25 protein-coding genes are annotated in these 26,355 nt (G+C 64.5%); 7 read left to right on the top strand and 18 right to left on the bottom strand.

What is annotated here, in order from left to right; genetic code table 11:
- The first annotated feature begins 4 nt into the window (after positions 1–4).
- Together XarjCFBP7645_RS01620 and XarjCFBP7645_RS01615 are read left to right on the top strand one after the other, a co-directional pair.
- Positions 5–3,571: a hybrid sensor histidine kinase/response regulator gene (locus XarjCFBP7645_RS01620; protein ID WP_104535991.1), complete on the top strand. Its 3,567-nt coding sequence runs from the start codon at positions 5–7 to the stop codon at positions 3,569–3,571.
- Positions 3,572–3,823: 252 nt separating this feature from the next.
- Positions 3,824–7,492 (top strand): ATP-binding protein, encoded by a 3,669-nt coding sequence (locus XarjCFBP7645_RS01615; RefSeq protein WP_181126206.1) that lies wholly within the window; start codon positions 3,824–3,826, stop codon positions 7,490–7,492.
- A 74-nt stretch (positions 7,493–7,566) separates the two neighbouring features.
- Here the strand turns inward: XarjCFBP7645_RS01615 and mdtD are convergent, their stop codons facing one another.
- A complete protein-coding gene (mdtD, locus tag XarjCFBP7645_RS01610; protein ID WP_104536706.1) occupies positions 7,567–8,988 on the bottom strand; it encodes a multidrug transporter subunit MdtD in 1,422 nt (473 codons plus the stop codon).
- Positions 8,989–9,432: 444 nt separating this feature from the next.
- Here mdtD and XarjCFBP7645_RS01605 point away from each other — a divergent pair, with 444 nt between their 5' ends.
- A complete protein-coding gene (locus tag XarjCFBP7645_RS01605) occupies positions 9,433–10,956 on the top strand; it encodes an AraC family transcriptional regulator (protein ID WP_104535989.1) in 1,524 nt (507 codons plus the stop codon).
- Positions 10,957–11,357: 401 nt separating this feature from the next.
- Here XarjCFBP7645_RS01605 and XarjCFBP7645_RS01600 read toward each other — a convergent pair whose 3' ends face one another.
- From XarjCFBP7645_RS01600 to XarjCFBP7645_RS01520, 17 genes are all read right to left on the bottom strand, one after another.
- On the bottom strand, positions 11,358–12,575 hold the full coding sequence (locus tag XarjCFBP7645_RS01600; RefSeq protein ID WP_102580871.1) for a hypothetical protein: 1,218 nt from the start codon (positions 12,573–12,575) through the stop codon (positions 11,358–11,360).
- 223 nt (positions 12,576–12,798) lie between these two features.
- Positions 12,799–13,422 carry a hypothetical protein gene (locus XarjCFBP7645_RS21840; protein ID WP_223293132.1) on the bottom strand — a complete coding sequence of 208 codons (624 nt, stop codon included), beginning with the start codon at positions 13,420–13,422 and terminating at the stop codon, positions 12,799–12,801.
- A gap of 607 nt (positions 13,423–14,029) precedes the next feature.
- Complete coding sequence (locus XarjCFBP7645_RS01590; RefSeq protein ID WP_104535988.1) at positions 14,030–14,716, bottom strand: glycoside hydrolase domain-containing protein; 687 nt, start codon at positions 14,714–14,716, stop codon at positions 14,030–14,032.
- Positions 14,717–14,889: 173 nt separating this feature from the next.
- Entirely contained in the window at positions 14,890–15,231 is a 342-nt protein-coding gene (locus tag XarjCFBP7645_RS21835; protein ID WP_243848943.1) for a hypothetical protein, read from the bottom strand.
- Positions 15,232–15,506: 275 nt separating this feature from the next.
- Positions 15,507–16,577, bottom strand: coding sequence for a hypothetical protein (locus tag XarjCFBP7645_RS01580; protein ID WP_104535986.1), 1,071 nt, complete (start codon positions 16,575–16,577; stop codon positions 15,507–15,509).
- 19 nt (positions 16,578–16,596) lie between these two features.
- The gene (locus XarjCFBP7645_RS01575) at positions 16,597–16,944 is read right to left on the bottom strand and encodes a hypothetical protein (RefSeq protein WP_024939226.1); all 348 of its coding nucleotides are present in this window, start codon (positions 16,942–16,944) and stop codon (positions 16,597–16,599) included.
- Positions 16,945–17,023: 79 nt separating this feature from the next.
- A complete protein-coding gene (locus XarjCFBP7645_RS01570; protein WP_104535985.1) occupies positions 17,024–17,689 on the bottom strand; it encodes a RebB family R body protein in 666 nt (221 codons plus the stop codon).
- The gene (locus XarjCFBP7645_RS01565) at positions 17,686–17,865 is read right to left on the bottom strand and encodes a RebB family R body protein (RefSeq protein ID WP_243848944.1); all 180 of its coding nucleotides are present in this window, start codon (positions 17,863–17,865) and stop codon (positions 17,686–17,688) included. Before XarjCFBP7645_RS01565 ends, XarjCFBP7645_RS01570 begins: the two co-directional genes overlap by 4 nt.
- Positions 17,866–17,954: 89 nt before the next feature.
- Positions 17,955–18,338 (bottom strand): hypothetical protein, encoded by a 384-nt coding sequence (locus XarjCFBP7645_RS01560; protein WP_258079486.1) that lies wholly within the window; start codon positions 18,336–18,338, stop codon positions 17,955–17,957.
- Positions 18,339–18,396: 58 nt separating this feature from the next.
- On the bottom strand, positions 18,397–18,669 hold the full coding sequence (locus XarjCFBP7645_RS01555; protein WP_047696493.1) for a RebB family R body protein: 273 nt from the start codon (positions 18,667–18,669) through the stop codon (positions 18,397–18,399).
- Between the two features lie 52 nt (positions 18,670–18,721).
- Complete coding sequence (locus tag XarjCFBP7645_RS01550) at positions 18,722–18,988, bottom strand: RebB family R body protein (protein WP_104535982.1); 267 nt, start codon at positions 18,986–18,988, stop codon at positions 18,722–18,724.
- Positions 18,989–19,018: 30 nt separating this feature from the next.
- Complete coding sequence (locus tag XarjCFBP7645_RS01545) at positions 19,019–19,288, bottom strand: RebB family R body protein (RefSeq protein WP_104535981.1); 270 nt, start codon at positions 19,286–19,288, stop codon at positions 19,019–19,021.
- Positions 19,289–19,310: 22 nt separating this feature from the next.
- Positions 19,311–19,604: a RebB family R body protein gene (locus XarjCFBP7645_RS01540; RefSeq protein ID WP_104535980.1), complete on the bottom strand. Its 294-nt coding sequence runs from the start codon at positions 19,602–19,604 to the stop codon at positions 19,311–19,313.
- A gap of 794 nt (positions 19,605–20,398) precedes the next feature.
- Positions 20,399–21,463: a uroporphyrinogen decarboxylase gene (hemE, locus tag XarjCFBP7645_RS01535; RefSeq protein WP_104535979.1), complete on the bottom strand. Its 1,065-nt coding sequence runs from the start codon at positions 21,461–21,463 to the stop codon at positions 20,399–20,401.
- 8 nt (positions 21,464–21,471) lie between these two features.
- Positions 21,472–21,723, bottom strand: coding sequence for a WGR domain-containing protein (locus XarjCFBP7645_RS01530; RefSeq protein WP_006449079.1), 252 nt, complete (start codon positions 21,721–21,723; stop codon positions 21,472–21,474).
- 193 nt (positions 21,724–21,916) lie between these two features.
- Positions 21,917–23,029 carry a 3-dehydroquinate synthase gene (aroB, locus tag XarjCFBP7645_RS01525; protein ID WP_104535978.1) on the bottom strand — a complete coding sequence of 371 codons (1,113 nt, stop codon included), beginning with the start codon at positions 23,027–23,029 and terminating at the stop codon, positions 21,917–21,919.
- Positions 23,026–23,568, bottom strand: coding sequence for a shikimate kinase (locus XarjCFBP7645_RS01520; RefSeq protein ID WP_104535977.1), 543 nt, complete (start codon positions 23,566–23,568; stop codon positions 23,026–23,028). Before XarjCFBP7645_RS01520 ends, aroB begins: the two co-directional genes overlap by 4 nt.
- Before the next feature lie 380 nt (positions 23,569–23,948).
- Here XarjCFBP7645_RS01520 and pdxH point away from each other — a divergent pair, with 380 nt between their 5' ends.
- From pdxH to XarjCFBP7645_RS01500, 4 genes are all read left to right on the top strand, one after another.
- On the top strand, positions 23,949–24,548 hold the full coding sequence (gene pdxH, locus XarjCFBP7645_RS01515) for a pyridoxamine 5'-phosphate oxidase (RefSeq protein WP_104535976.1): 600 nt from the start codon (positions 23,949–23,951) through the stop codon (positions 24,546–24,548).
- Positions 24,545–25,015 carry an aminoglycoside 6'-N-acetyltransferase gene (gene aac(6') / locus XarjCFBP7645_RS01510; protein ID WP_104535975.1) on the top strand — a complete coding sequence of 157 codons (471 nt, stop codon included), beginning with the start codon at positions 24,545–24,547 and terminating at the stop codon, positions 25,013–25,015. Before pdxH ends, aac(6') begins: the two co-directional genes overlap by 4 nt.
- 127 nt (positions 25,016–25,142) lie before the next feature.
- Positions 25,143–25,559, top strand: coding sequence for a YjfI family protein (locus tag XarjCFBP7645_RS01505; RefSeq protein ID WP_104533991.1), 417 nt, complete (start codon positions 25,143–25,145; stop codon positions 25,557–25,559).
- A gap of 12 nt (positions 25,560–25,571) precedes the next feature.
- Entirely contained in the window at positions 25,572–26,342 is a 771-nt protein-coding gene (locus XarjCFBP7645_RS01500) for a PspA/IM30 family protein (RefSeq protein ID WP_104535974.1), read from the top strand.
- Positions 26,343–26,355 lie beyond the last annotated feature (13 nt).

The following is a 26,355-nucleotide window of genomic DNA, read 5'->3' as shown; positions in this document are numbered from 1 at the left end:
CCACATGCGTGCGTTTGCCGTTTTGCTCGTCTTGCTGCTGGGCGCATTGCCCTGTGCGGCGAAGATTCCGGAGATCCCGCGTTTCCGGATCGTCGGTCCCAGCGACGGACTCCCATCGACCATGGTGGTTGCGATCCACCAGGATCGTGCCGGCTATCTGTGGCTTGGCACCCTGGATGGTTTGGTGCGATACGACGGCGCAGGATTCAGGACTTGGCGACACGATCCTTCCGACCCGGCATCGTTGCCCTGCAACGCGATCCAGGCGCTGCACATCGACGCGCTGGACAGGATATGGATCGGCTGCGGCAAGACGCTGAGCGTCATGGATGCCGGACGAAGCCACTTTCGGCACTACCGCGCGGTTGACTATCCGTCGATGAAGGATGGCGAGATTTACAGCGTCGCTGCGTTCGACGGCGATATCTGGGCCGGAACCACGACCGGCGCGCTGGTTCGCATCGATACTTCCGGCGCGATGTCGTCGGTGGATCTGGGGATGGTCGATGGCAACCTTGACCAGGCCATGGTCATGAATCTTGCGGCGGACAACCGGCGGCGGCTGTGGATCGGAACCAGTAGCGGCCTGGCCTATTACGACGGAAAACGTCTGCATCGCGTACATGTCCCGGACGAACCGAACCGGCAGTCCGCCATCTTCGGTCTGCAATGGGCGGGGGACCGTCTGTGGCTGGGCAGCGAGTCGGGATTGCATGTCATGGGAACCGACGATCAATGGCTGCCGCTTCCCTGGGGGACGATGTTCGGCACCGGCAACGAATTCTGGGGTGCAGTGGCTGCCCCGGACGGCGAATTCTGGCTGGGAAGCGGACGCGGTCTGTGGCGGACCCGTGGCGAGCGTCCACCGGTCCCTGCCTTCAGCGGTGAAGGGCCGTTGTCACGCCGTAATGTCATTGGCCTGCTGGGAGCAGCCGATGGAGGGCTTTGGGTTCCGATGCATGGTACCGGCCTTGGGTATTTGCCGGCAGACTGGAAGCGCACCGCCGTGCTCAAACCACCGGTGCCGACGGGCGATGCCATCTATTGCAACCTGGCCCCTGCCACCCGTTCTGGTGGCCTGTGGCAAGTCGATGCAGAAGGGCGCTTGTTGCGTGTTGATCCAGGCACCGGCGACACGTTTCAGACAGGTCTGCAGTCGCCGCATCTCAAGGACATGGAGTTGGTATCGGCGCTGGAGGATCGCCTGCAACGTGTGTGGCTGGGCAACTTGAGCTTTGGTCTTTCTCGCATGGATCTGCGTACGGGTGAATTCATCCACTGGCCGTCCCATGGCCCTGAACCGGCGTCGGCGCTATCGGCGCCTGACTGGATCATCGAGCATGGTGACACGGTATGGATGGCCTTCATCGACATGCTGCAGCAGCGCGATTTGCGTAGCGGTCGTGTCCTGCAGCGCATTACGCAGCAAGACTTGCACGGCCTGCGCGATATCGCCGTACAGCAGCTGGAACAGGGCCCGGACGGGCGTGTCTGGGTTGCAGGCGAGGGCGGCATGTTTGCCTGGGACGACGCGTCACGCCGGTTCGTGCCGGTCGCAGGCCTGGAAGGAACGCAGATCCAGGCATTTGCCAGCCAATCGCCGGACATGGTCTGGGTGTATCGGGCCATCGGTGCAGAACAATGGAAAAAAACCGCGACACGTTGGGTGCGCGTGCGCCAAGTGGGCCAGGCTGATGGCCTGACCGGGTTCGACGCGTCCGCAATGCGGATCGACGCGCGTGGCAGGGTCTGGATTTCCAGCTTGCGCGGGCTATGGCGGATCGACCCTTCGGTAACGCCGGCACGGCTGCGCAATATCGGCACGCGCGATGGATTGACCAGCCAGGAGTTCACCCAGCATTGCCTGCTGATGGCAGGCGATATCCTGATCGGTGCGACCAGCGATGGCTCTACCGTGCTGCTGGATACAGCAATGCCCGATATCGCACCGTTCGTACCTGCATTGCAGCTGGAGCATGTCAGCGTGCTACGCAATGGCGCACGCATCGCGTTACCCATGGATCGCCCGTTTCAGCTGGGTCCTGGAGATCGCCAGTTGCAGATCGTCAGCCGTCTGCTGTCGTACAGTGATCCGCTTTCCAATCGTTATCGCAGTTTCCTGAAAGGCTTCGACACCGACTGGCAGACGTCGGGCAATGCGGGAATCCGAGAATTTGCCAGTTTGCCTGCCGGTAGCTACGAACTCGCGCTGCAAGGCGTGGATCCGCTGGGCAATCGCTCACAGATGCGCTCGCTGCGGTTCTCGGTCAATCCACCATGGTGGCGCAGTGACGCAGGCATCGCGCTCATCTGCCTGCTTGGGTTGCTGCTGAGCGCATTCCTCGCGGCCGCCTATCGTCGCCGTGTGCGCATGCGCGCGCAGTGGCAGCTGGCCCAGCACAAACGCGAGCTGGCCGAACAGGCATCGTTGGCCAAGACGCGCTTTCTTGCGACGCTCGGGCATGAAGTGCGCACGCCGATGACCGGTGTGCTGGGCATGAGCGAGTTGCTGCTGCAGACGCCGCTGGATGGACGTCAGCAGGGTTATGCCAGTGCGATCCAGCTGGCAGGCAAGCATCTGCTGCGGCTGGTCAACGATGCGTTGGATCTGGCGCGGATCGAGGCCGGCAAGCTGCCGTTGGATTACCGCGACTTCGATCTGCGTCAGCTGATCGGGCAGGTGGCCGAGCTGGTGCGCCCGAGCGCCGAGCACAAGCAGTTGGCCTTTGCGTGCGAGCTGGACGACGCGCTGCCGCCGGCATTGCATGGCGATGCCAGCCGGGTGCAACAGATCCTGCTCAACCTGTTGTTCAATGCGGTCAAGTTCACCGAGCACGGCAGCGTCAGCCTGCGTGTTGCGGTGGTGCCGCAAAGCCACAGGCACGGCATCCGGATCGACGTGTGCGATACCGGCCCGGGCATGAGTGCAGAACAGCGCGGGCGCCTGTTCCAGCGCTTCGAGCAGGCCGAAGGCGCCGTGACGCTTGCCCGGCATGGCGGCAGTGGCCTGGGCCTGGCGATCTGCCGCGAACTGGCGGCGGCGATGGGCGGTACGGTGACGGTCAGCAGCGAACTGGGGCAAGGGGCATGTTTTGCGGTCGAGCTGCCGCTGCGCTGGGTGAGTGTGCTCCCCGCGGTGCCTGCGCCTGCACGCGCAACCTCGCCGCAGGCACAGGCACCCTTGCAGCTGCTGCTGGTCGAAGACGACCCGACCGTGGCGCAGGTGATCGTTGGCCTGTTGCAGACGCGTGGCCATCAGGTCACCCATGTCCTGCATGGCCTGGCGGCGTTGGCCGAGATAAGTACGCGCAGCTTCGACGCGGGTCTGTGCGATCTGGATCTGCCGGGCATCGACGGTGCGTCGTTGGTGGCGCAGTTGCGCGCGCGCGGCGTGCGCTTTCCGATCGTCGCGGTTACCGCACGTGCCGATGCCGACGCAGAACCGCAGGCCATGGCCGCCGGCTGCAATGGCTTCCTGCGCAAGCCGGTCACCGGCGAGCTGCTGGCGCAGGCACTGGCACGTGTGCTGGCCGACGCCGTCGATGCGCACGACGTGCCGGCCGCCGACTAGGAGCGGCCGACAAAAACGTAGTGCCGCCTGACGGCTGCGCCGTAGTTTTGTTGGCCGCTCTGAGCCCGGCTGCCATGAAGCGGGTCACGTGTAGTCCCGTCAGGGCGCGCGCGACCGCGCAGGTGCCGATGGGACAGGGATGCGTGCGCAAGCCGGTCACGGCCGAGATGCCGGCCGAAGCGATCGTGGCTGCACGGCAGGCGCGCGCGGCTCGGGCAGTGACGGTGGAGAAGCCACGTGACGCGGGAACGGATGCGCCGCGCGGCAAGCTCGCTCGGGCTTGCTCGCACCGCGTGCGGCCCGCACTATGCGGCGACTCGTCGTGAAACCTGTCCAGTGCGCCTTTTTTTGTGTTTTTCCTATTGGTTGATCGCAGCAGTGTCGCTGTGTCTGTGCGTCGCGGTGCCACCTACAGGGGCGACCACGCGCGCGCTGCTCACGCCGGTGCCCAGTCAGGTCACGGTCGCCGACGGGTTGCCCTCGGACACCGTCAGTGAGCTGGCCGAAGACCAGCAGGGCTATCTCTGGATCGCCAGCGATGACGGCTTGGCCAGATTCGATGGCCGCAATTACCGCGTCTGGCGGATGGAAGACGGGTTGACCAGCAACGCGATCTGGACGCTCTGCGTCGATCGCGACAATCGGGTGTGGATGGGGTTCGAAAACGGCGGGGCCGGTTTTCTGGAGCCCAAGACACGCACGTTCAGGCGGCTGGAGAACCCGCAGTTTCCGGAGTTGCGCGAAATCACGGTGTGGGCGCTGGCAAACACCCCGAACGGCGATGTCTGGCTTGGTACCGCGGCCCACGGGCTGTACCGGCGACGTCCCGACGGCAGCATGCAGCGATTTTCCAACGTGCCCGACGACCCCACCAGCCTGCCGTCCGACAGCGTGATCGGGTTCGAGGTCGCGCCCGACGGAACATTGTGGATCGGGACCCATGGCGGGCTTGCTCGCTGGGACGGTGCGCATTTTCAACGGGTTGCGCTGCCAGGAACTACGCAGGCGATCAATCGGCTGCACATGGAGCACAGTGGCGACACCTTATGGGTGTCGGATGTGGCCGGCGACGCGTTTCGTGTGGGCGCCGACGGCCAGGCGCGGCCCCAGCCATGGCAGAAAGCCGTGAGCAAACGGCGGGTCATGGGGGTGTTGCTGCACGATCGCAGCGGGCGCTATTGGCTGGACACCGACAGCGGCCTGGGCCTGTCCACTGCAGGAACCGAGATCGGCAGCGTGCCGGTCTACAGCCTGTCGGCGCACGGCCTGGTCAGACGCAACTGGATTACAGCCTACGAAGATCGGGAGGGCGGGCTGTGGTTTGCGGCGCTCGAAGGCGGCCTGTGGCACCTGCCCCCGCATTGGGACACCTTTGCGGTACTGGCCCACCACGGCGGTGATCCACAGTCGCTGACCAATCCGTCCGTGCTGGCAACGGCGTCTTCGGCTGCGGGCGGTGTCTGGCTGGCTGGCTCGCGGCATGTACTGGAGTATCTCGATGCGGCAACCGGCCAACTGCAGACGCATCTGGCTCAGATCGACGCGCGTCCGCCCGACTCCATGCTCGAAAGCCGGCGCGGCTTGGTCTGGATCGGCGTCGAAGGAAAATTGATGCGGTATGACCCGCAGACCCGGCAAGTCAGGCGTTGGCCGTTGCGTGAGGATATCGAACCCGATCCAGACGGCGCTGCGGACCGACCGGGCTGGATGGCAGAGGACGCGCAGGGCCGACTGTGGGTGACGGTACTGGAATACGGTCTGCAAATCCGCAACCAGGAGGGGCGATTGCTGCGGACCATCGTCAATGGCAGTCATGGACTGGAGGTGTTGACCATCCTGGACATACGCCTTGGCCCGGATGGCCAGATATGGCTGAGCAACAACGCCGGTCTGCGGCGCTGGGACCCCGTGGCCGACCGATTTGTCCCCGTCGACGGTGCGCCGGCCCTGCCGACGTATCTGTTCCGGCTGGGAGAGGAGGGCGTGGTCTGGATCGGGTTGGCCGGCGAGATCCGGCGGTATCTGTGGGACGGAACGCGGCTCAAGCACCTGGATACCGTCGGAAAGGAGCAGGAGTTTCCGCTGGTGGCGCCCAACGGGCTGGTGGTCGACGCCCGGGGAGTCGCCTGGGTGTCCAGTCAACGCGGCCTGATCCGGATCGATCCGGGCAGCAGACTGGTGCGTGTATATGGGGTGCACGATGGGCTCCCCAACCAGCAGTTGCAGATCAATACATTGGTGCAGGCCGGCAGCGGGCGGATCGTCGCCGCATCGCCCGACGGCGTGGTGGTATTCGATCCGGCCACGATGCGCCCCAGCACGCGCAGGCCGCCGTTGATCATCGAACGCGTGGGCTTGCGGCGCGGGGAGCGTGGTCTGGATATCACCGGACAGGAGCCGCTCACGATGCAGGACGGCGACCGCGATCTGCATATCGTCGCGCGCCTGCTCAGCCTGGCCGATTCCGAATCCAACAGTTACCGATTTCGTTTGAGTGGCTACGATCCGGACTGGATCGATGTCGGTCCCAGCGGCGAGCGGCAGTTTTCGCGGCTGCCCGCGGGGCATTACACGTTGGAAGTGCAGGGGCGCACCGCCGACGGGATCTGGTCGGCCAGCCAGACGTTACGTTTCCAGGTGCTGCCGCCCTGGTGGTTGTCGCCGTGGGGACTGGTTTTTTTGGGCCTGCTCGCGCTATGCGTCATCGCCGCGGCGGTGCTGTTGTATCGCCGCCGCCTGCGGCGTTTGAATGCCTGGCAACTGGCGGTGCACAAGCAGGAGCTGGCCGAGCAGGCGTCGTTGGCCAAGACGCGCTTTCTGGCCACGCTTGGCCACGAGGTGCGTACCCCGATGACCGGTGTGCTGGGCATGAGCGAGCTGTTGCTCAAGACCTCGCTGGACAACAAACAACGCAGCTATACCGAATCGATCCGTCGTGCCGGCGCACATCTGCTGCGGCTGGTCAACGATGCGCTGGACCTGGCGCGGATCGAATCCGGGCGCCTGGAACTGGATCTGGAGCCGTTCTCGGTACGCCAGCTCGTGGCCGAGGTGGAGGGCTTGATGGCGCCCCTGGCGCAGGAGCGCGGCCTGCGTTTCAGCCTGGAAGTAGGGCTGCTTGGCGACATCACCGCCAGCGGCGATGTCACCCGCATTCGCCAGATTCTGCTCAACCTGCTCAGCAATGCGATCAAGTTCACCGAGCGCGGCGTGGTCGGGCTCAAGCTGACCACGCTGGGCTCGTATCAGGGGCTGCGTTTCGAGGTGGCCGATACCGGCCCGGGCATCAACGCCGACCAGAAAGCGCGCCTGTTCCAGCGCTTCGAACAGGGCGATGGCGCCAAGACCACCTCGCGTTACGGCGGCAGCGGCCTGGGTCTGGCCATCTGTCAGGAACTGGCGATGGCGATGGGCGGGCATATCGAGGTGATCAGCCGGTTGGGCGCCGGCACGCGCTTCGTGGTCGACCTGCCGCTGCGCTGGGTCGCCTCCAACGCCACGCTAGGCAGCGAGGTGGCGCGCGCGGGACGCGCGGTCGCCCCGCAGCGCATCCTGCTGGTGGAAGACGACCCCACTATCGCCGAGGTCATCGTTGGCCTGCTGCGTTCGCAAGGGCACTCGGTGGTGCACGCGCCGCACGGGCTGGCCGCGCTGACCGAAGCGGCCGACAACGCCTTCGATCTGGCCTTGCTGGATCTGGATCTTCCGGGGTTGGATGGTTTCGCTCTGGCGCGGCAGCTGCGCGTATTCGGTTACGACATGCCGCTGATTGCAGTGACCGCACGCTCGGACGAAGAGGCCGAGCCTACCGCGCAGGAAGCCGGGTTCGACAGCTTCCTGCGCAAGCCGCTCACAGGAGACATGCTGGCCGACACCATCGCCGAGGCACTGCAACGTGAACGCCCGCGCGACGAGATCTAGAGCAGTACGCTGCGTTGAAATCGCGCACGGCCCTGCGTTTGCGTACGGCGCCGGTCGATGCCGCAAAGGTCGCGTCATTCGGCGACTTCTTCCACCTGCCTGGGATGCGGCCGCGTCTCGGCCAGCTGCCAGAAGATCAGCGTCGACGACAAGGTGATGCCACCGACGCACAAAAAGGTTGCATGCAATGCGGCTGTGGCGCCGTGGCTGTCGCCCAGATGCGTGTTGAAGGCAGCCAATAGACTGCCCGCCGCCGCCGCGCCGAAGCCGGTGGCCAGCATCATCACCATCGACAACAAGCTGTTGCCGGGGCTGGCCTGCTCGCGATCCAGGTCGCGCAAGGTCACGGTGTTCATGACGGTGAACTGCAGCGAGTTCACCGCGCCAAAGCAGGCCAGCTGCACCAGCCGCAGCCATAGCGGCTGGCCGACATCGATCAAGGCAAAGCTGGCCATCGCCAGGCCTACCAGCACGGTGTTGAGCATCAACACGCGGCGATAGCCGAAGCGACCGACCAGCTTCACCGCGGCACGTTTGGCCGCCATGCCGGCCAACGCCACCGGCACCATCATCAGTCCGGCGTTCATCGGGCTCATGCCCAGGCCGACCTGCAACAACAGCGGAATCAAGAACGGCATCGAGCCGCTGCCCACCCGCGCGAACAGGTTGCCCAGGATGCCGATGCGATAGCTGGCCACCTTGAACAAGGCCAGCGGAAACAACGCCGCCGGCATGCTGGCCGCATGCAGCCAGTAACCGGCCAATGCGGCCAGCCCGCCGATGGCCAGCAGCATGACAAAGGCATGGCGCAAGCCGAGCTCGGAGATGCCATCCAGCGCCAGCGACAGCGCCACCATGCCGAACGCCAGCATCAGATAGCCGATCAGATCGAAGCGCTGGCGCGCATCGCCATAGTGGTCGGGCATGATCTTCAACGCAGCGATGAAACCGATCACGCCGATCGGCAGATTGATCAGGAACACCCAGTGCCACGAGGCGACTTCCACCAGGTAGCCGCCCAGCGTGGGACCGATGAGTGGGCCGATCAGTGCGGGAATCGCGATGAAACTCATCGCGCGCAGGAAATCGGCGCGTGCCACGGTCTTGAGCACTGCCAGCCTGCCCACCGGCAGCAGCATCGCCCCGCCAATGCCCTGCACCACGCGCGCGGCCACCAGCTGCGGCAGCTGCTGGGCGGCTGCGCACAGCAGCGAGCCCAGCGTGAACACGATGATCGCCGCAAGGAAGGTGCGCCGGGTGCCGAAGCGGTCCGCAATCCAGCCCGACGCAGGGATGAACATCGCCACCGCCAAGGCATAACTGAAGACCACCGACTGCATCTGCAGCGGACTTTCGTGCAGGCTGCGCGCCATCGACGGCAGCGCCGTATTGACGATGGTCGCATCCAGCATCTGCATGAAGATCGCCAGCGACACCAGCCATAGCAGGGGCTTGATGGTGTCGTAGGCACGCAAGGCGGAAACGGGCTGAGGCATGAGCATCGCCATAGGGAAGACAGCGCATTATCCCTGCGCCGCTGTGCAGGAGGTCGCAACGGCATGCGGCACGTCGTTGCTTGAGTCCGTCGCAGCAACGCACCGATGTGCCGGTAACGAATGAGACGCGCTTCAACCAATCGCATTCAAGGTCGGCCACCTGCCACGAATCGTCGGGAAAGGGGAATGGTGGCGTGCTAATGCCCGCCATGGCTTGCAACAAGCGTTTGATTCGCTGGCGAATCCTTCGCTCCTCCGACGGGTCCAGACAAGGCAGGCGAGGGTCATTCCACGTTGCGATGGATCGATCGAGCGGGAGGTGGGGGAGCGTTGAACCTAAAAGCGGAATTCATTTCTTGGAGCTTTGCCGACGGTCTGGTCAGGGATGGCGCGACTTGGGTATGGCCGCCTTCTGAGCGCGCCGTTGATCAGGTCGGACTAATAATGGAAAAGCAGGTCTTAGACGTATTGCAGCGCGCCTATCTCCCGGGCGATCCCTTGGCGGCAATGCTCGGCAAGATCGCTGCGGAACTATCGCAGAGCGAGATCTTGAACGGTGCGACATGCGCGTTCGTCGGGGTAGCGCAAAGCGATCCGCTTGCTCCGGATCAGGCGAACGATCAGGCAACGATTGTGCGGTGTTTTCCGGTCCAGCACGCCAGGCAAGTGCTCGGTACGCTGCACGTGACCCCGGCCCACGGCGGCATGGCCGCGCAGGCGATGACGCTGTGTCGGCAGATCGCAAAATGTTGTGCGTACCTGATCAAGCGCGATGCAGCGCGGAGGTTGGCGGAAGACCGGCTCGCTCGATCTTTGATGATGACGGGGGTCTGCGAAGAAGTCTGGATGATCGATGCGTTCGTCGAGCAGGCCGCAGACAGTCGTTTGCCAGTCATCGTGCGCGGCGAGTTCGGCACCGAGAAAGAGGAGGTGGCCGTTTTGCTGCATGCAGCTGCACCCTGGCGAGAGGGTCCGTTCGTTGCGGTCGATTGCGCCGCTCCCGACGACATGCCGGCAACATGGTTCGAGCGCGCAATGGGAGGAACGCTGTTCCTGCAGGGCGTGGATGAGCTCGACGACGCGCCACAGCATCAACTTGCAGTGCATCTTCGGGGCAGGTCCACACCGTGGGCTATCTCGGGCGGCGGGGCCTTGCCGCGGGTGATCGCCTCCACGACCGCTGATCTGTCGCGCCGCGTACATGCCGGACGCTTCTCACGCGCGCTGCTGTCGCAACTGGATGTCCTGGCAATCGAGCTCGCGCCGTTGCGCACCCGGCGGACAGATATCGGCTTTCACGTCGAGCATGTGCTGGATCGGCATGGCCTGGATCACGGTCAGGTGGTCACCGAGGTGTTGATGGACGCCCTGACGCACTACCCATGGCCGGAAAACCTCCAGGAGCTGGAGCGGGTGGTGCTGCGCCTGGCGGTCATGACTGCAGGCAGGCCGGTCGGCAGCGCCGACATCCAGCGCCACGCACCGCGTCTGCTGGAAGGCCGGGCGCAAGGAGCGCAGCACGATGCGCGCGCCACGGTGTCGCGACAGGCCGATCCTCCGGCAGAGCCCACGCCGCCGGAAACGCCGGTCGACTGGATCGACGGCCTTCCGCATCGCCCCGGGCAACGTCTCGCCAGCCTGCACGACGCGCTGCGGCGCGCCCTGGTGCATCTGGGCGAGCACTACGCCGAGCCGCTGACCCTGGGCGATCTGGCCCGGCAGGCGCACGTTAGCCAGTCGCATCTGGGCTTTCTGTTCCGCGACGAACTCGGTACCCCGTTCAAACCGATGCTGCAGCAGCTACGCATCGAAAAGGCCAAGGAGCTTCTGCAGCGGCAACGCAAGCTGCGCATCACCGAAGTGGCGCTGAAGGTCGGCTTCGGCGACCTGAGCCATTTCGAAAAGAGCTTCCGGCGGCTGGTTGGGGTAAGCCCGCGTGAGTTCCGTAGGGTCTATGGCCAGGATTGACCGTCAGATATGAGGCCCCAACTTCGTGCTGGGTTCATCGGCTGGGCCCAGCATGCGGTTGCTTACAAATGCGCCGCCTCTCAGAAAAAATTCTATTCAAGCACCGATTGGTTGGGGTGGCGACTTGCGGCGCCCGAAAAGATCGCCCGCGCCGGGTCGTGCCCATCGGCTGTCTCTACCTCTACTACATGCGCGGCATCGATCGCGTGCGTCAGCAATCCGTCCAATCCCGCTTCACTCCTGCGCTGCCGACAACGAGCTGGCATCATTCGGCCACGGGTACGGCAGTGCAAGGATGGTCCCGGATTGCTAGCGATCAGGTCCAGCGTAGCGAAAAAGCGCAGTTGTGGCACGGTTGGGCTGCCTGTAACGCATTGGGGCGGTCGGGCGAGTGACGTCTTTCAGGGACGACTAATGAACCGCCCTGTGGTTACCGGGAACCACTGAGCCAGCAAGTCCCTTTCAATGGCCTCCGGCCTTCCTGTCAGATCGGCATAGTGCTTGATGTAAACACTGCGATGGTGCCAATTTACAAAGATCGGATCGGGGTGCAGCATCGGTAGCGATGTCAGGCCCGCAACAACCGCACCGGAACCCACGGCTGCCCATCGGTCTCCGCTTTCCGTTTCCACACATCCCATGCCGTAGCCCAGTTGCCGCATTGCGATGTAGCTTCTATCGTCCTTGAGAATTTGTTCGTAGAGTTCCAATAAGCCGGTATCCTTCAGATTCAGGCATGAGCCGAGCTGCGTCCCATTATCCCGCAGGAATGTCTCCGCAAGATGCCGCACCATTTGTCCTGGTTCCGGAAAGATCTGGTTGCCGCCGCCCTTGCCATTCTTGGATGCGTTTCCGACAAGGGTCGCATGGGCACCAGGCATGAGGATTAGTTCCTTCTTTACTTTTACGTCCGGGATGATCGGAGTAAAGCCGCGCGCCCTCTCATCGCGTGCGTATACGGCGCGGTATTCCAGCACGTTGGTATTCAGTGTTGTCCTGTTTAACTGGAAATTCAAAGGACCGGGTACCGGGTCTATCGCAAAAATGTTGACGCAGATGTGGCGGAGCTGCGGGTCGGCATACATTGCATTGGCCATCATGTGGCAGGTAACTGCGCCACGGCTCCAGCCAATGAGGTTGACGCGGTCAGGCAGTGGTGTTCGCAGGACTTTTGCTCGCGCCTTTTGTAAAGCTTGGGGAACGATTTTTCGGTGCCTATTGGCAGGGGTCCAGCCACCAAAAGTGTTCTGCGGCTCAAGTCCAGCTGCTTCGGCAGCTGCCTTTTCCCTTTGTAGGATGCGTATTTCCGCATCTGTCATTAAGGTCCTCATATGGCTGGGGTCCTTCTTGATCACCGCAATCGCGTGCTTGACGTTCTCCTCCCAGCCCGAGCCAAAAGTGGTGCCCCGAGCATCAGTGTAGTTCCCCGGGAGTGTCCATTTATCGTTTTCTTGTTGATTCCCGCTGCCCGGTCCATCCGCTATGAGCCAATCATCGAACTCCACCCCGAGATGGTTGCGTGCCAATGTGGAGATAAGCTGTCCTTCGCTGTAGTTTGCACTGTCGTAATCCAGGCTGTTCGATCCTGTCCCGCAAAAAAATACTGTGAATGTTGACATTCTTGATGTCTCCATAATCTCGGGTGGTTGGGTCGTTGTATTAATCTATGTGTGGATTACGGGGCTCGTGCACTACGGTGGTATGAGGGTGAACTCTTGATGCATTCATGGAGTGAAATGTGGCTTTTTCTGCTAAACTTTCGCTGTAGTCGAGTTGCGTGATTATTCAATGCACTGCTGTTGACCGGGGTTGTGATTGCGGCGGGCGTGTCATGTGGTGGATTTATATAAATCCACCCATGATGTTTTGCATCAAATGGCCTTGAAGCGAGTCACGTACTTTTGTCAGTTGGATGACATAGGATGAATAGTCGTTCTCCGACTCGAGAAGGTAGTTGATGAGCAGCGTGAGAGAAGCTAGGACGCAATTGAAGCTATTGAATCCGTCACCATTCTTCAGTGCGAAGACATTTATTTCCGGAGCCACAGCACGGAACCATCGCGGGAAATTTCCGGCATCCTCCTCTGTTACAGGTATCTCGAAACTGACGCAGGTCGGGTCGTCAAGCATGGCGCTATCATCTTGCCAGTGGCCTCCACCGCCTTGGCCAAAGAACGCCCATGGATAACCCGACACATTCGGTACCAGTCCCCTGACGAACTGGACCCGCCCGCGAAGACGAGACAGAACGGCCGTATGACCTGTAAATTGCTGTAACAGGGGGGAGCGCGATAATCTTGAGGATCCGATTCCCATGTTTTGCTCGGTCCAAGCGATCAAGGTCGGGTCGGGGTCGACTTCATAGCGCATGTCTGGCCGGTGCCTCCAACGTCCTTGGTGTCGTGAGATGCCTGCGATGCCGACGGAATTGGTTTGTTCTGACATCAAATCAACTATTACTGTCATTTCACATCTCCTTTCGGGGCGGAAGGTGCAGGCCGGCATATGTCGTACCGAGATCGAGCGACCTGATGGCGGAGTTCTCTTGCCGCTGCGGTAATGCGTACTCGTGGGCTGGCTGCTGCAGGCGCTAGGTTTTATGCGGTTAGATCGGCATGATCCCGGTCTGCGGGGATACGCGTATGCACGCTCGATACAGACGTGGGCTCTTGGACAGGGGTGTCGGAGCGTTTAGTAATACCGCCGATTTCTCTATACTTTATTGGGGAAAGTCACAGTTATTATTCTTTCCGAGGGCGCTAGCCAATCGTTGCAGGGCCCTTTGGGCGAGGGTTGCTATGGAATATTGATGTGATTCCATGGAGGTAGGTCCGCACCAGGCGTTGATCCGGATTCGGCTTTGGCCTGGTTTCGACGAGTGCGTTGGCGGATTGATGACGCAGGTGATGCGCTTATCCGGTCGTTTAATGCATTGAATCAGTGCGGGGGAAAGTGGGGTGATGCGTGGTGTCGTCTATCGATGCAGGGAGTGTCGGGTTGGTTGCAAGGGATCTTCATGCATTGCTGGAGTTTATGGGTTTCTGCTTTTTCCCGATGCAGGAAATACGCGCAATCACGCCGAGCTCGGATCGGCTAAACTCGAATAACTGAGGTCAACTTCCAGCCCATCGCACGGCGTACCAGGAAGCGACAGCACCGCATCCTGTTCGTATTGCCAGAGCATGGCCTGGGAATAGCCGCAGTCGGCCGGATCGGAGGGCTGGACGTGCCGGATGTCGCCGGCGTAGAGGTGACGCCCTGCCGTGGAGACCCGCCAGGCCCAGACGCGCGGGGAGGGGCGGGGGCCGATCCGCGACAGCAGTTCCACTGCGCGCGCGTGCGAGCAGTACAGGCCGGGCGAAAAACCATTGCCCAACAGCGCGGCGATCCACATACGGATGTAGTCGATGGCTGCCTGTGGCGGGCTGCCGCCATCTTCCCAGTCGAGATAGACCACCGCGCCATCGGGAAAGCCTTCGGCGCGTGCCAGCGCTGCGGCCTGTGCACCATCGAGGCTGCCCTGCCGGGCGGTGACGTCGTGCGAACCGGGGCCGACCGTCTGCTGACCAAGGTAGACGGGCGCCAGGCCCCAGCCTTGTGCGATCAACGCAGCGCGTTGGCCCATCCAGCCGGTGTCGGCATGGCTTGGCGCCGGTGCCAGGTAGTAGCCGCACCACGCCAGCTCGGCCTGGGTCTTGAGCCAGTCAAGGGCGGGCAATCCGGGGAATTGATCGGTGTCGAAGCCTGTGTAGAAGGTCATGTCGGAATTCCTTCGGATCGGGCGTTGGCTGGGCCGGGGCTAGATGGCCGCGGCAAGTGGAGCTGCGCTGCTGGATCAACGTGGCGGCGGGGAGCCGGCAGACCGGCGCCAATGAGACCGGACGGGTTCATCGCGAGACCGGCTTCATCGCAACGCCGAAACGCATCGCTCCGTCAGCTGGCTATTCCGTCGTCGGCGTTCGGAGTGGCCGGCGACGTCGCCGCCATTGCCTGCTCGGTCTGCTGCTGCGCGGCGGTCACCGCCGCAGCGGCGGCCTGTTCGGCCTGCTGCAGTGCCTGGTTTGCGCTATCGATCGCCTGGTCATTGCCAGCTGCGGCGGTCGCGGCGGTTGCGGCCTGCATGGCCGCCCGTACTGCCCTATCGCTGGCCGCCATCGCCTGATCGATCTGGGCTTGCGCCGCTTTCAGCGCCGCTTCGATCTGCGAGGATCCTGACGATTGCGCAGTGGAGGCTGGTGTCTGGTCCGGGGGCGTGGGCTGAGTATCGTCGGACATGCTGGTATCTCCTGAAGTGGACGCGGAATGGAGCGGGGTGACGGCATCGGCACGCGATGGTCGCATCGGCGCGGCGAGTGGTGCGGTTTCGGTTGGGCGCTGCGCTGCAAGCGCGCGCAGCCTCTCACCCAGTGCGTTTTCGGCCTGCGCCATGCCCTGGCGTGCGGCCGCTAGGGCAGCGGCGCGACCTGCATGCACCGCTTCGCGCGCCGCGTCGGCGGCGCTGGTCGCAAGCGGGGCCTGGTCGCCGGCCGCAGCAGGCGGCGGCGGTGCGCTCACTGCGTGGCCTCCGCATCCGTGTCTTGCGAGGTGGTGGGTGATGCAGGTGCGGCACCGAAGTCGCGCAGCGAGATGACGCCGTTGTTGACCTGCAGCAGCGCAGCCAGGGTGTCGTTGTGCATGGAGAACATGCAGCTGCTGCCGTCCTGGCCCAGCACCCCACGGCTGGGCCGGTTGGCCGCCAGGAATGCCTGCGCCGACTGCAGGTAGAGGCGGATCGCGTCGCTCGCTGCCTGGTCGTCGCCTTCGCCTCGGTAGCGGGTGTGCTGGACGATCTGCTGGGCCGCTAGCGATAGCCGCGCGAAGCCGATCTGGCGACCGCGTGCCAGCCATTCGGCCACGCTGCGCTCGACCTCGTTGGGCGAAGGCAGCCCCTGGACCTGTGGGCAGTCCAGGGTAGTGAACAGCTGCGGCAACAGCGTCTGCAGCGCCGAAGCCGCCGCATGCGCGCGCTCGTCCGCAGCTGCGATGGTGGCGCTGCAGGCCAGGTAGAAGCGGTAGTAATCGCAGAATTCCAGCGGCGTGCGCGCCTGCTCGACCGCGAAAGCCGCTGCCTCCTGTTGCAGTGCCGGCGTCACGTTGGCCGGCGGCGCGTCTGCGGCCAGTTGGCGTAGCGCCAGGCTTTCTTCCAGGTCCAGCGACTGGAACACGCCGGCGCCATCGATCTTCAGCTGTGTCAGCAGGCTGCGGCCTGCGGCCAGGTCGCTTGCGGTGTACAGGGCGTTGTCACGGAAGATGCGCTGCAGCTGCGCCTTGACCACCGAGCCGGTGTCGCCGGCCTCTGCCTGCGCCAGCGTGGCCAGGTCGGTCGGGCTAAAGGTCATCAGCTTGACCGGGCTGACCTTCAGTTCCAGCTGCGGCAACAAGGCCAGGCGCGAGCCGTGCAGGCCTTGCTGCACCTCGTCGAGCAAGCTGCTCTCGTCGGGAAAGTCATAGCGCACACCGGGCGACTGGATCGCCCATGCCAGCCACTGCGTGCCTCCATCGATGAAGGCCAGGCACTGCCTGCCCAGCGTCGAGAGCATCGTCGGCATCGAGATCAGGCGGCCTGCGATCGAAACGGACATTGCATGACTCCTTGTGAGGTCAACCAGCGGGGAAATTCTTCAGCACCAGCCCGGCCGCCGAACCGATCCTGGCGAAGTCGTCGGTGGCGCCCTGCATCAGCGCCTGCGCCTGGGTGAGTGCGGTGACGTACTTGTCATCGCCGGTGGCCAGGTACTGCGCCATCGCCACACCAACGGCCGTGGTTGCGATCGTGGAGACATTGCGCAACGCGTCGGTGGCGTCCTGCACCGCAATGGCGGTGGACTGCGCCACCGATTGGTAGGCTTTGCCGGCTCCGCTGGTCAGCACGACCTGCGGGCTCATGGTCGCCAGCTGCACCTGGTTGATGACATCGATGACCTGCGCATTGACCTTTGTCGGTTCCATCTTGGTTCCTATGGAATGATCGGCCGCCTTTCAATGAGGCCTGGTGGTAGGGGTGGCTGACCTCATCTCTGCAGACGGCCTACGACTGAGCAGGCGGCGCAGGTGCAGGTGCAGAGCTAGATGCAGATGCAGGTGCAGCAGGAGCAGCAGGTGCAGATGCAGCAACAACAGGGGGTGTGCCAGCAGCTGCAGCTGCGGGTGAAGTTGCCGGTGCAGCAGCAGGAGCATCAGGAGTGGCAGCATGATCGGGGCCGGCGCCGGGGGCGGGGGGAGTGGCGGGCAGGGGCGGCGGGACGCTCAGCGCATGCACTTCCATGAGGTCGGCGGTGGCGGTCGCAGCATCTGCCGAGGCGCCTTGTGCTTGCGTCTTCAGCACGTCGACGGCCACCTTGGCTTCCGCCGCGGCGGCGGCGATGAGCGCTGCCGGCGGGGGCGGTACAGGGGGAGGGCCAGGCAACGGCGCAACCGTAGGTGGTGGTCCGGGTGGCGCAGGCGGTGGTAGTGGTGGCAGAACCGGGAACGGTGCCGAGATCATCTTGGCGCAGGCGGCGGTGATCGCTGCTGCATTGATCATGCCGGCGCCTTGCTGCCGGTTGACGGCGTTGTGCATCGCCATGCCCAGCGTCTCCAGCATCACGGCATCGAGCATGCCGAGCGCCTGTGCGGGTGCCTGACCGGTGGTCAGCGTGACGATGCTGCTCACCGCATCGACGATCTGGCTGTTCACGCTACTGTCGTCGATCATGACGAAGTCGCTCCCTTCTGGATGATTAAGGCAAGGATCTGGGTGAGAGCTGCATCGGCAAGCACCTGCCCGCGCTGCTGATTGGCAACCGCGTTTTCCATTGCCAGGGCGATGGAGTCCGACAGCGCCAGATAGGTCGCCGCCATCGCGAAGGCCGGCGCCTGCCCGATGGCCATCGCCGCGCCTGTAGCGGCAGTGCCGACCAGGCTGGCGACGCTTGCGGCCTGCGCGCTTGGCTCCATGACGGGGCACTGGCGTCGGCGTTCTAGGCCAACGACGGCCTGCGCTGTTCAACGCCAGCCGACGCCGAGAACAGCACGGTGTTCTGTGGTTCGTGTCTGCACGCGTACTGCAAGGCCACGCCATCGGGCACGCGTTCCAGGAATGCAAAGTTGCCTTGCGGCAGGTTGATAACGCTATCCAGCTTCTGGCGATAGACCAACGGCTGCGCGCCGGGAATCACCGGCAGGATGCCGTCGAACTCGACGTTGATCACTGCCTTTTGGTGCGGCGCGAACGTCGCCACAATGGTGCGGCCCCGGATCAGTCTGACGACGACGTCCAGGGTGTTGGACGTCGGGATATGACGTAGTTGCAGCATGAGGCGTCCTTTCTCGATTCGATCAACGAAACCGCGTGGGGTTGGCATCACATCGCTTAGTCAACCGGGCGCCGCTCGTGCGGCAGCAGCGGCGCCCGGTGGCCGATCAGGTCAGACCGAGGATTTGCCTGGTGGCGACGCCTTCGGATGCGGTATCGACCGAATACAGGGTGGACACGCCCTGCGTGGTCGATGCCTGCATCGTCACGTAGGACTGCTGCTGGTTGTTGGTGGCGTTGTGCGCGGCGTTGGACAGCGCCTGGCTGGTGGCAACGAACAGGTTGCCCATTGCAATCGCCGGCGCATCGCCGAGGACCTTGGTATTGACCTGGGAAACGGAATCGGTGATCTGGCTGTTGACGGCGGTCGGAAAGGCCATGGTGATAGCTCCTTGAGATAGTGAAAGAACGAAGACGCTGCGGCGTTAGCGGTTAGCCGAGAATCTTCTTGGTGGCGGCACCCGTGGCGCCGGTATCGAGCGAATACAGCAGCGAAACGCCCATCGTGGTTGCTGCCTGTGCGGTGACATACATCTGTTGTTGCGCGAGTGTTGCGTTGTGTGCCGCGTTCGCCAGCGCCTGCGCGGTGGCCTGGTACAGATTGCCCATGGCTGCGGCTGGAGCGCTTCCCAATACCTGCAGATTGGCCTGGGTAACCGAGTCGGTGATCTGGTCGTTGACGGCGGTGGGAAATGCCATTGGCGGATGTCCTTGGCGTTAGCCGGGCCGTCAGACGCCCAGGATCTGCTTGGTAACGACGCCGCTGGTGGCGGTGTCGATGGAGTACAGGGTGGCCACACCCATGGTGGTGGCCGACTGCGCAGTGACATAGCTCTGCTGCTGCGCGTTGGTCGCGTTATGGGCAGCATTGGCCAACGCTTGTGCGGTTGCCTGATACAGATTGCCCATTGCAATTGCCGGTGCATCGCCCAGGACCTTGGTATTGACCTGGGTGACGGAATCGGTGATCTGATTATTGACTGCAGTCGGAAATGCCATTTTCTTCTCCTAAAGATTCGAGTTAGCGCGAGACGAGCCCAGGCACGCCGGTGCTCAGAACCTGCTTGGTTGCAACCCCGGTGGTGGCGGTGTCGATGGAGTAGAGCGTGGCCACGCCCATGGTGGTGGCCGACTGCGCGGTGACATAACTCTGCTGCTGCGCATTGGTCGCGTTATGGGCGGCATTGGCCAGCGCCTGCGCGGTTGCCTGGTACAGATTGCCCATGGCGATGGCGGGGGCATCGCCCAGCACCTTGGTATTGGCTTGTGTGACGGAGTCGGTGATCTGGTCGTTGACGGCGGTTGGAAATGCCATGCGTTTCTCCTTGTTCTCGAATGAGTGAAGCGTTTGAACAAACGTGACGATGTCGAGGTTCGGCAGGCGGCCTGCCTGTCCGGAGATGTGTTGCAGTGGCACCGCATCACCGTGGAGAAACAGTAGATCTCCTTGCTCCGGAAAAATTGGTTTAAACGACGGCAATGCCGGGCTTATCGACGTGAAGCCGATCCGCTTTAGAGCGGTATGCGAGGTAATGACGCGTTTTGGAACGGCGTGCGGGGAATGTCGCGGGGAATCGCGAAGGGAGTTACACAAAGACCATGCGGAACAGGCGGGCACAGGCTGCTCTTGACGCAAGGCAGGAAAGCTCGCGTCCGCTTGGCGATTCTTTGCGGCAAGTCAATGGCCAGCCGACACGCTGTCGGAGCCTTGCGAAACCGGAGCCCAGGCGCATCGATGATTGACCGCAGTGCGGTTGAGCGCGGCGCGCATCACCTCGCAGTGACGTCGGCAGGGTGCTCACTGCCGCACATCACTGGGGTGGCGGAATAACGTTCAACGGAACGAGGCGGGCAGGCCGTGTTTGGAGCGGATGCAGACGCGATGCGGGTGAAGGCATGGAGGCTGGCCTTGCGATCGCTGAAGACTGCCTTCGTCGCTGTGCCGCGTGCCTGGGGTGGCCTGGCAGCAGCAGAGACGTCCCGGCGGTGCTGCCGATCTATTGCTGATGCAGCCACCGCCCGTCATCACGCTCAGCGCGCGCTACTCGGGTGCGCGCGTTGAGCGGCGGTGGACAGCACACCGGTGCGCTGTCCACCCGTGCCTTGGCCTTACCGCTTGCTCAGCGTCTGCACCGCTTCCACCAGCACACCCACATGTTCGGGATTCATATCCGGCGACATGCCGTGGCCGAGGTTGAAGACATGGCCTTCGCGCGAGCCGCCGTTGCCTTGTGCGTAGCTGTCCAGGGTCTTGCCGACCTCGGCGCGGATCGCCTCGGGCGAGCCGTACAGGGTGGCCGGGTCCAGGTTGCCTTGCAGGGCGACGCGGCCGCCGGCGCGCTGGGCGGCGTCGGCCAGGGAGATGGTCCAGTCCACGCCTACCGCTTCGGCGCCGCTGGCCGCCAGCTCGCTCACATAGGCGCCGTTGCCCTTGCCGAACAACACCAGCGGGGTGCGCTCGGCGCCGTCGCCGCGTTCCAGCTCGCGCGCGATGCGGGTGAGGTAGGGCAGCGAGAATTCGCGGTACATCGCCGGCGACAACACGCCGCCCCAGGTGTCGAACACCTGCAGCGCCTGTGCACCGGCCGCGCGCTGCGCCGACAGGTAGGCGATCACCGCATCGGTGACGGTGCCGAGCAGGTGATGCAGCACGTCCGGCGCGTTGAAGGCCATGGCCTTGATGCGCGCGTATTCCTTGCTGCCGCCGCCTTCGATCATGTAGCAGGCCAGCGTCCACGGGCTGCCGGAGAAGCCGATCAACGGCACCGCGCCGTCCAGCTCGCGGCGGATCAAACGCACCGCATCCATCACGTAACGCAGCTCGGTTTCCATGTCCGGCACGCCCAGCCGATGGATCGCGGCGGCATCGCGCACCGGGTGGCGGAATTTGGGGCCTTCGCCTTCGACGAAATACAGCTCCAGGCCCATCGCATCGGGAATGGTCAGGATGTCGGAGAACAGGATCGCCGCGTCCAGCGGAAAGCGTTGCAGCGGCTGCAGCGTCACTTCGCAGGCGATCTCGGGGTTCTTGGCCATGCCCAGGAAGCTGCCCGCGCGCGCCCGGGTGGCGCGGTATTCCGGCAGGTAGCGGCCGGCCTGGCGCATCAGCCACACGGGGGTGCGGTCGACGGGCTGGCGATTCAGGGCACGCAACAGGCGATCGTTCTTGAGCATGGTGTTCCTCAGCGCGGCGCGTCGGCGCCGCCGGTGATGAGTTGGAAGCCGCGTTTGAGGTGGGTGTCGCGCGCCTTGTCGAAGGCCCGGTCCGCTTCGTCCTGCAGCAGGTATTGGTCGCGTCGCAACTGCGAGCGTCCACCGATCTCGCCGCTCTCGCGCAGCAGCTCCCAGCCGCCGAACAGATCCGGTTGCAGGGTCAGCTGGACGTAGCGGAGCGGCGCGTTGCCGCCAGGATCGTGTTGCAAGTGGATGCGCATGACGCCGATTGTAGCCGGGCGGTGCTGAAGGCTGGGAGCAGTGGGCGCGCCGGGTTGCTCCGGTTGCGAAGGGGGCATTGGCAGGCAATGCGTAGGAGCGCACCTGGGCGCGATGGGGATTTACCGGCAAGGCCCTGTCGCGCCCGGGGGCGCTCCTACGAATGCGCCGGAGACAAGTGAGTGATGGCGTTGCTCAGCCCGCCAGGATTTCCAGCACTGCCGCCTCGTCGACATCGGGTACCACCTCGGCCTTGCCGATGCCGCGCCACAACACCAGCCGCAGGCGGCCGGCGATGTTCTTCTTGTCCAGCCGCATGCGCCCCAGCAAGGCTTGCGGCGACAGGCCGGGCGGAATGGCGGTCGGCAGGTCGAACTCGTGCAGCAGGGTACGCAGCGCCTCGGTGTCCTGCACATCGCTCATGCCCAGCGCGGCCGACAGCCGGGCGGCCAGCACCATGCCCACCGCGACCGCTTCGCCATGGTTGAGGTTGTCGTTGCCGGGTGCGCCGTAGCCCTGTTCGGTCTCGATCGCATGGCCGAAGGTGTGGCCCAGGTTGAGCAGGGCACGCTCGCCCTTTTCCAGCGGGTCGCGCGCCACGATGTCGGCCTTGTGCTCGCAGCTGCGCGCGATCGCCTGTGCCAGCGCGTCGGCATCGCCCTCCAGCAGCGCGCGGCGTTCGGCATGCAGCCACTGGAAGAACAGCGGGTCGCGGATGGCGCCGTACTTGATCACCTCGGCCAGCCCGGCGCGCAGCTCGCGCGCGGGCAGGGTGTGCAAGGTGTCGGTATCGGCGATCACCGCGCGTGGCGGATGGAACGCGCCGACCAGGTTCTTGCCCTGCGGGATGTCCACCGCGGTCTTGCCGCCGACCGAGGAATCCACCATCGCCAGCAGGCTGGTGGGCAGTTGCACGCAGTCCACCCCGCGCATCCAGCAGGCCGCCGCGAACCCGGCCAGATCGCCGACCACGCCACCGCCGAGCGCGAATACGCAGGCATCGCGGGTGGCGCCCAGCTCGGCCAATGCCGCGATCGCGGCGCCGAAATTGTCCAGCGTCTTGGAAGCCTCGCCGGCGGCGATCACCAGCTCGCCCAGCTGCAGGTCCGGGCGCGCCTGCAGCAGCGCCTTGCGCAGGCCAGCGGCGTAATGCGGGGCCACCTGCGAGTCGCTGAGCAGCAATGCGTGGCGGCCACGCACATGGCTGGCCAGGCGCGCGCCGTCGGCCAGCAGGCCGGGCGCAATGGTAATGGTGTACGGCTGCGCACCGTCGACATCGACGCTGCGCGAGGAACGGGAAAGTGTCATGCGGGGGTACTCGACATACGCCATTGCGCGGCCAGGCGCAGCACCAGCTGCGCGGTGGCCTCGGCGGGGGAGAAGTGATCGGTTTCCAGGCTGAGGTCGGCGACCTCCTGGTACAGCGGGGTGCGCTGCGCGGCCATCGCGTGCAGCACCTGCTCGCGGTCGGCGCGCTGCAACAGCGGCCGGTTGCGGTCGCGCGCCAGCCGGGTGAGCTGTGCCGGCACGCTGACGTGCAGGTACACAACGAAGCCGCGCTCGCGGATGCGCTGGCGGTTGAGCGGATCCAGCACCGCGCCACCGCCGGTGGAAATCAGCTTGTTGTCCTGCTCCAGCAGCGTCTGCAGGGTCTGGCCCTCGTGCTGCCGGAACCGCGCTTCGCCATGCTGCTCGAAAATGGCCGGAATGCTGCTGCCGACCTGCTCGACGATGGCCTGGTCCACATCGACGAACTCCAGCCCGAAGCGCTCGGCCAGGCGGCGGCCGATGCAGCTTTTTCCGGCGCCCATCGGGCCGACCATCACGAGATTGGGAGCGGGGTTCATGCGCAGGGATCGTAGCATTCGGGCCCGCGCATCGGGCCGATCCGCATGGACTGAAACCATTCCTGCGCGGCGCCCGTCGGCTGCACGCAGCAGCACCGACACCCGCCGCGGCGTGGAGAACGGCTGCAAGCGAACGTGGCGAGCGCTTGGCAGCCAGGCGTCGGCGACGCAAGGACGCCCAGGAGCACGCGCGCAACGTGGGAGAACACCACGGTGTCGCGCGGCGTGCCGTCAGGGGGGCGGGCGCGATTGCGCAGCACGCTTTCCGGGCGCCAGCCGCAGGTCCTGGCAGCGCGCGCGGACCTGTCAGCCGCCGCGCATAGGCGAAGCAGGCGCGATGCGCCCACAATAGGCGTCAATCTTGCTGCCCTCGCACCGCCATGACCGATCTGTACGCAGAAGCCCTTGCCACCTTTACCGCGCTGTATGCCGAAGCGCATGCCGGCGCCGAACTCGAAGCCAGCGCAATGACCGTCGCCACCGCCAACGTGGACGGCCGGCCGAGCGCGCGCACCGTGCTGCTCAAGGCCTTCGATGCGCGCGGGTTCGTGTTCTACACCCATCTGGACAGCGCCAAGGGCCGCGACCTGCAGACCCATCCGCAGGCCGCCCTGCTGTTCCTGTGGCGCAGCCTGCGCGAGGCCGGCATCCAGGTGCGCATCGAAGGCGGCGTGCAACTGGTCGGCGCGGAGGAATCCGATGCCTACTTCGCCTCGCGCCCGCGCATGAGCCAGATCGGTGCCTGGGCCTCGCTGCAGTCGCAGACGTTGGGCTCGCGCGAGGAATTCGACGCGGCCATCGCCAAGGTCGAAGCCACCTTCGAAGGCCGCGAGGTGCCGCGTCCGGATGGCTGGGGCGGGTTCCGGGTGGTGCCGCAGGCATTCGAGTTCTGGTACGGCGCCACGTTCCGCCTGCACGAGCGCTGGCGTTACGAGGCCGATGCGGCCAGCCACTGGAGCAAGCGGATGCTGTATCCGTGAGCGCGCAGGCCGGGTGGCGGGTGCGTGCGGCGGTCGGCGCCGATGCGCAGGCCTTGCAGGCCTTGCGCCTGGCCTTGTGGCCGGATGCCGACGATGGCGTCGCCGACGACAGCGTCGCCGAGCTGCAGGCCGCGCTGGCGCAGGCAGACGCCAGCCACCTGCTGGTGGTGGACGACGCGGAGGCGGCGCTGGGGTTTGCCGAGGTCTCGGTGCGCCAAGACTACGTCAACGGCACCGACAGTACGCCGGTGGGCTTTCTGGAAGGCTGGTATGTGAGTCCAGCCTGGCGCGGCCGCGGGCTGGGTCGCGCGCTGGTGGCCGCGGCAGTGGAGTGGACGCGGCAGCAGGGCTGCGCGGAGCTGGCCTCCGATGCGCGGCTGGAAGACAGCGGCGCCCAGGCGGCGCATGCGGCATGTGGCTTCGAGCCGACTGAACGGGTGGTCTACTACCGCCTGCCGCTGGCCTGACCGGCCGACGTCCGGCCCTTTCTGCCGGTCGCGGACAGTCTGTAGTATGTCCGCCCATTGCACGACCGTTGCCGCATCACTGCATCTGCATCACCACCGCTTGCATGACCAAAGGACAGGACATCGTATGACGCAGTACACCACTGTCGAATTGCACGGCCTGCTGGCCGAGCGCTACCGCGACCAGCCGATCGAGGTCGAGCTGATCGACGGCCTGGAACCGGCCATCAACCTCACCCTGGCCGAGCATGGCGACATGCAGATCCAGGTCGCCGCCTCCGGCTCGCAGGTGTTCGTCTCCACGCTGCTGGCCAATGCCGACCAGGTCAGCGACCGCGCGGCGTTCAACGATGCCTGCCTGCGGCTCAACCCGCTCAACCCGTTGTCCAACCTGGGCCTGGTGCAGGTCGACGGCAAGGACAGCTATGTGGTCTTCGGCGAACTGTCGGCGTCGTCCACGCTCGACCAGATCGACGAGGAAATCCAGACCCTGGCGGCCAATACGCTGGATGCCGCCGAATCTCTCAAGCCGTTCTTTTCCTAAAGGCGTGTTGTCATGAGTATCTTTTCAAAGCTGATCACGCTGCTGCGTGGCACTGCACACGAAACCGGCCAGAAGGCGGTCGACGCCAACGCGCTGCGCATCCTGGACCAGGAAATGCGCGATGCCGGTGCCCAGCTCACGCGCTCGCGTGAAGAGCTGACCAAGCTGATGGCGCAGAGCAAGCTTGCCCAGCAGAAGATCGACGCGCGCGCCGGCAAGATGGCCGAATACACGCGCTACATCGAAGGTGCGCTGGCCAAGGGCGACGAATCGCTGGCCCACGACGTGGCGAGCAAACTCGCTGCGCTGGAAAGCGAGGACACCGGCGACAAGGCCTCCAAGACGGCGTTGGACCAGTCGGTGGTGACGCTCAAGGCCACCATCCAGAAGACCGAGAACCAGCTGCGCGGCATGCGCCAGCAGATCGATACGGTCAAGGCCACCGACGCGGTGCAGAAGGCGCAGGCGGCGATTGCCGCGCGGCATTCCGGCGCCAGCAGCAAGATGGGCTCGGCACTGGAATCGCTGGAGCGGATCAAGGCGCGTCAGGCCGAAACCTCCGCACGCATCGAATCGGCCGAAGAGCTGGAAGCGTCCAGCGGCGACGGCGATCTGAATCGGCGTCTGGCTGCGGCCGGCCTGATGGAAGGCGAGTCCAACGCCGCCGCCGTGCTGGCACGCTTCAAGAAGCCGGCCCAGCTCGGCCACGACACCGCCGGCGGCAGTGCGCCGCTGATCGGCCAGGTGCGCGACGTGCAGCAGGTTCCGCGCAGCGACAGCTGATCCGCCGCACGGC

The sequence above is a fragment of the Xanthomonas arboricola genome (assembly GCF_002940665.1).
In the GTDB taxonomy this organism is placed as follows: Bacteria; Pseudomonadota; Gammaproteobacteria; order Xanthomonadales; family Xanthomonadaceae; genus Xanthomonas; species Xanthomonas arboricola_B.
Note: the sequence above shows the minus strand (reverse complement) of the source record. Positions and strands in the feature narration are given on the sequence as shown.

Coding starts and splice junctions, on each gene's coding strand:
- mdtD (WP_104536706.1), bottom strand. CDS start 8,988: ATGCCTCAGCCCGTTTCCGCCTTGCGTGCCTACGACACCATCAAGCCC.
- XarjCFBP7645_RS01590 (WP_104535988.1), bottom strand. CDS start 14,716: ATGACCTTCTACACAGGCTTCGACACCGATCAATTCCCCGGATTGCCC.
- XarjCFBP7645_RS01530 (WP_006449079.1), bottom strand. CDS start 21,723: ATGCGCATCCACTTGCAACACGATCCTGGCGGCAACGCGCCGCTCCGC.
- XarjCFBP7645_RS01540 (WP_104535980.1), bottom strand. CDS start 19,604: ATGGCATTTCCAACCGCCGTCAACGACCAGATCACCGACTCCGTCACA.
- XarjCFBP7645_RS01520 (WP_104535977.1), bottom strand. CDS start 23,568: ATGAACCCCGCTCCCAATCTCGTGATGGTCGGCCCGATGGGCGCCGGA.
- XarjCFBP7645_RS01620 (WP_104535991.1), top strand. CDS start 5: ATGCGTGCGTTTGCCGTTTTGCTCGTCTTGCTGCTGGGCGCATTGCCC.
- XarjCFBP7645_RS21835 (WP_243848943.1), bottom strand. CDS start 15,231: ATGTCCGACGATACTCAGCCCACGCCCCCGGACCAGACACCAGCCTCC.
- XarjCFBP7645_RS01565 (WP_243848944.1), bottom strand. CDS start 17,865: ATGGCCATCGGGCAGGCGCCGGCCTTCGCGATGGCGGCGACCTATCTG.
- hemE (WP_104535979.1), bottom strand. CDS start 21,463: ATGCTCAAGAACGATCGCCTGTTGCGTGCCCTGAATCGCCAGCCCGTC.
- XarjCFBP7645_RS01580 (WP_104535986.1), bottom strand. CDS start 16,577: ATGTCCGTTTCGATCGCAGGCCGCCTGATCTCGATGCCGACGATGCTC.
- XarjCFBP7645_RS01600 (WP_102580871.1), bottom strand. CDS start 12,575: ATGTCAACATTCACAGTATTTTTTTGCGGGACAGGATCGAACAGCCTG.
- pdxH (WP_104535976.1), top strand. CDS start 23,949: ATGACCGATCTGTACGCAGAAGCCCTTGCCACCTTTACCGCGCTGTAT.
- XarjCFBP7645_RS01575 (WP_024939226.1), bottom strand. CDS start 16,944: ATGGAACCGACAAAGGTCAATGCGCAGGTCATCGATGTCATCAACCAG.
- XarjCFBP7645_RS01560 (WP_258079486.1), bottom strand. CDS start 18,338: ATGCCAACCCCACGCGGTTTCGTTGATCGAATCGAGAAAGGACGCCTC.
- XarjCFBP7645_RS01500 (WP_104535974.1), top strand. CDS start 25,572: ATGAGTATCTTTTCAAAGCTGATCACGCTGCTGCGTGGCACTGCACAC.
- aroB (WP_104535978.1), bottom strand. CDS start 23,029: ATGACACTTTCCCGTTCCTCGCGCAGCGTCGATGTCGACGGTGCGCAG.
- XarjCFBP7645_RS01545 (WP_104535981.1), bottom strand. CDS start 19,288: ATGGCATTTCCGACTGCAGTCAATAATCAGATCACCGATTCCGTCACC.
- XarjCFBP7645_RS21840 (WP_223293132.1), bottom strand. CDS start 13,422: ATGACAGTAATAGTTGATTTGATGTCAGAACAAACCAATTCCGTCGGC.
- XarjCFBP7645_RS01555 (WP_047696493.1), bottom strand. CDS start 18,669: ATGGCCTTTCCGACCGCCGTCAACAGCCAGATCACCGATTCCGTTTCC.
- XarjCFBP7645_RS01615 (WP_181126206.1), top strand. CDS start 3,824: ATGCGCCGCGCGGCAAGCTCGCTCGGGCTTGCTCGCACCGCGTGCGGC.
- XarjCFBP7645_RS01605 (WP_104535989.1), top strand. CDS start 9,433: ATGGAAAAGCAGGTCTTAGACGTATTGCAGCGCGCCTATCTCCCGGGC.
- XarjCFBP7645_RS01505 (WP_104533991.1), top strand. CDS start 25,143: ATGACGCAGTACACCACTGTCGAATTGCACGGCCTGCTGGCCGAGCGC.
- XarjCFBP7645_RS01550 (WP_104535982.1), bottom strand. CDS start 18,988: ATGGCATTTCCCACCGCCGTCAACGACCAGATCACCGACTCGGTTACC.
- XarjCFBP7645_RS01570 (WP_104535985.1), bottom strand. CDS start 17,689: ATGATCGACGACAGTAGCGTGAACAGCCAGATCGTCGATGCGGTGAGC.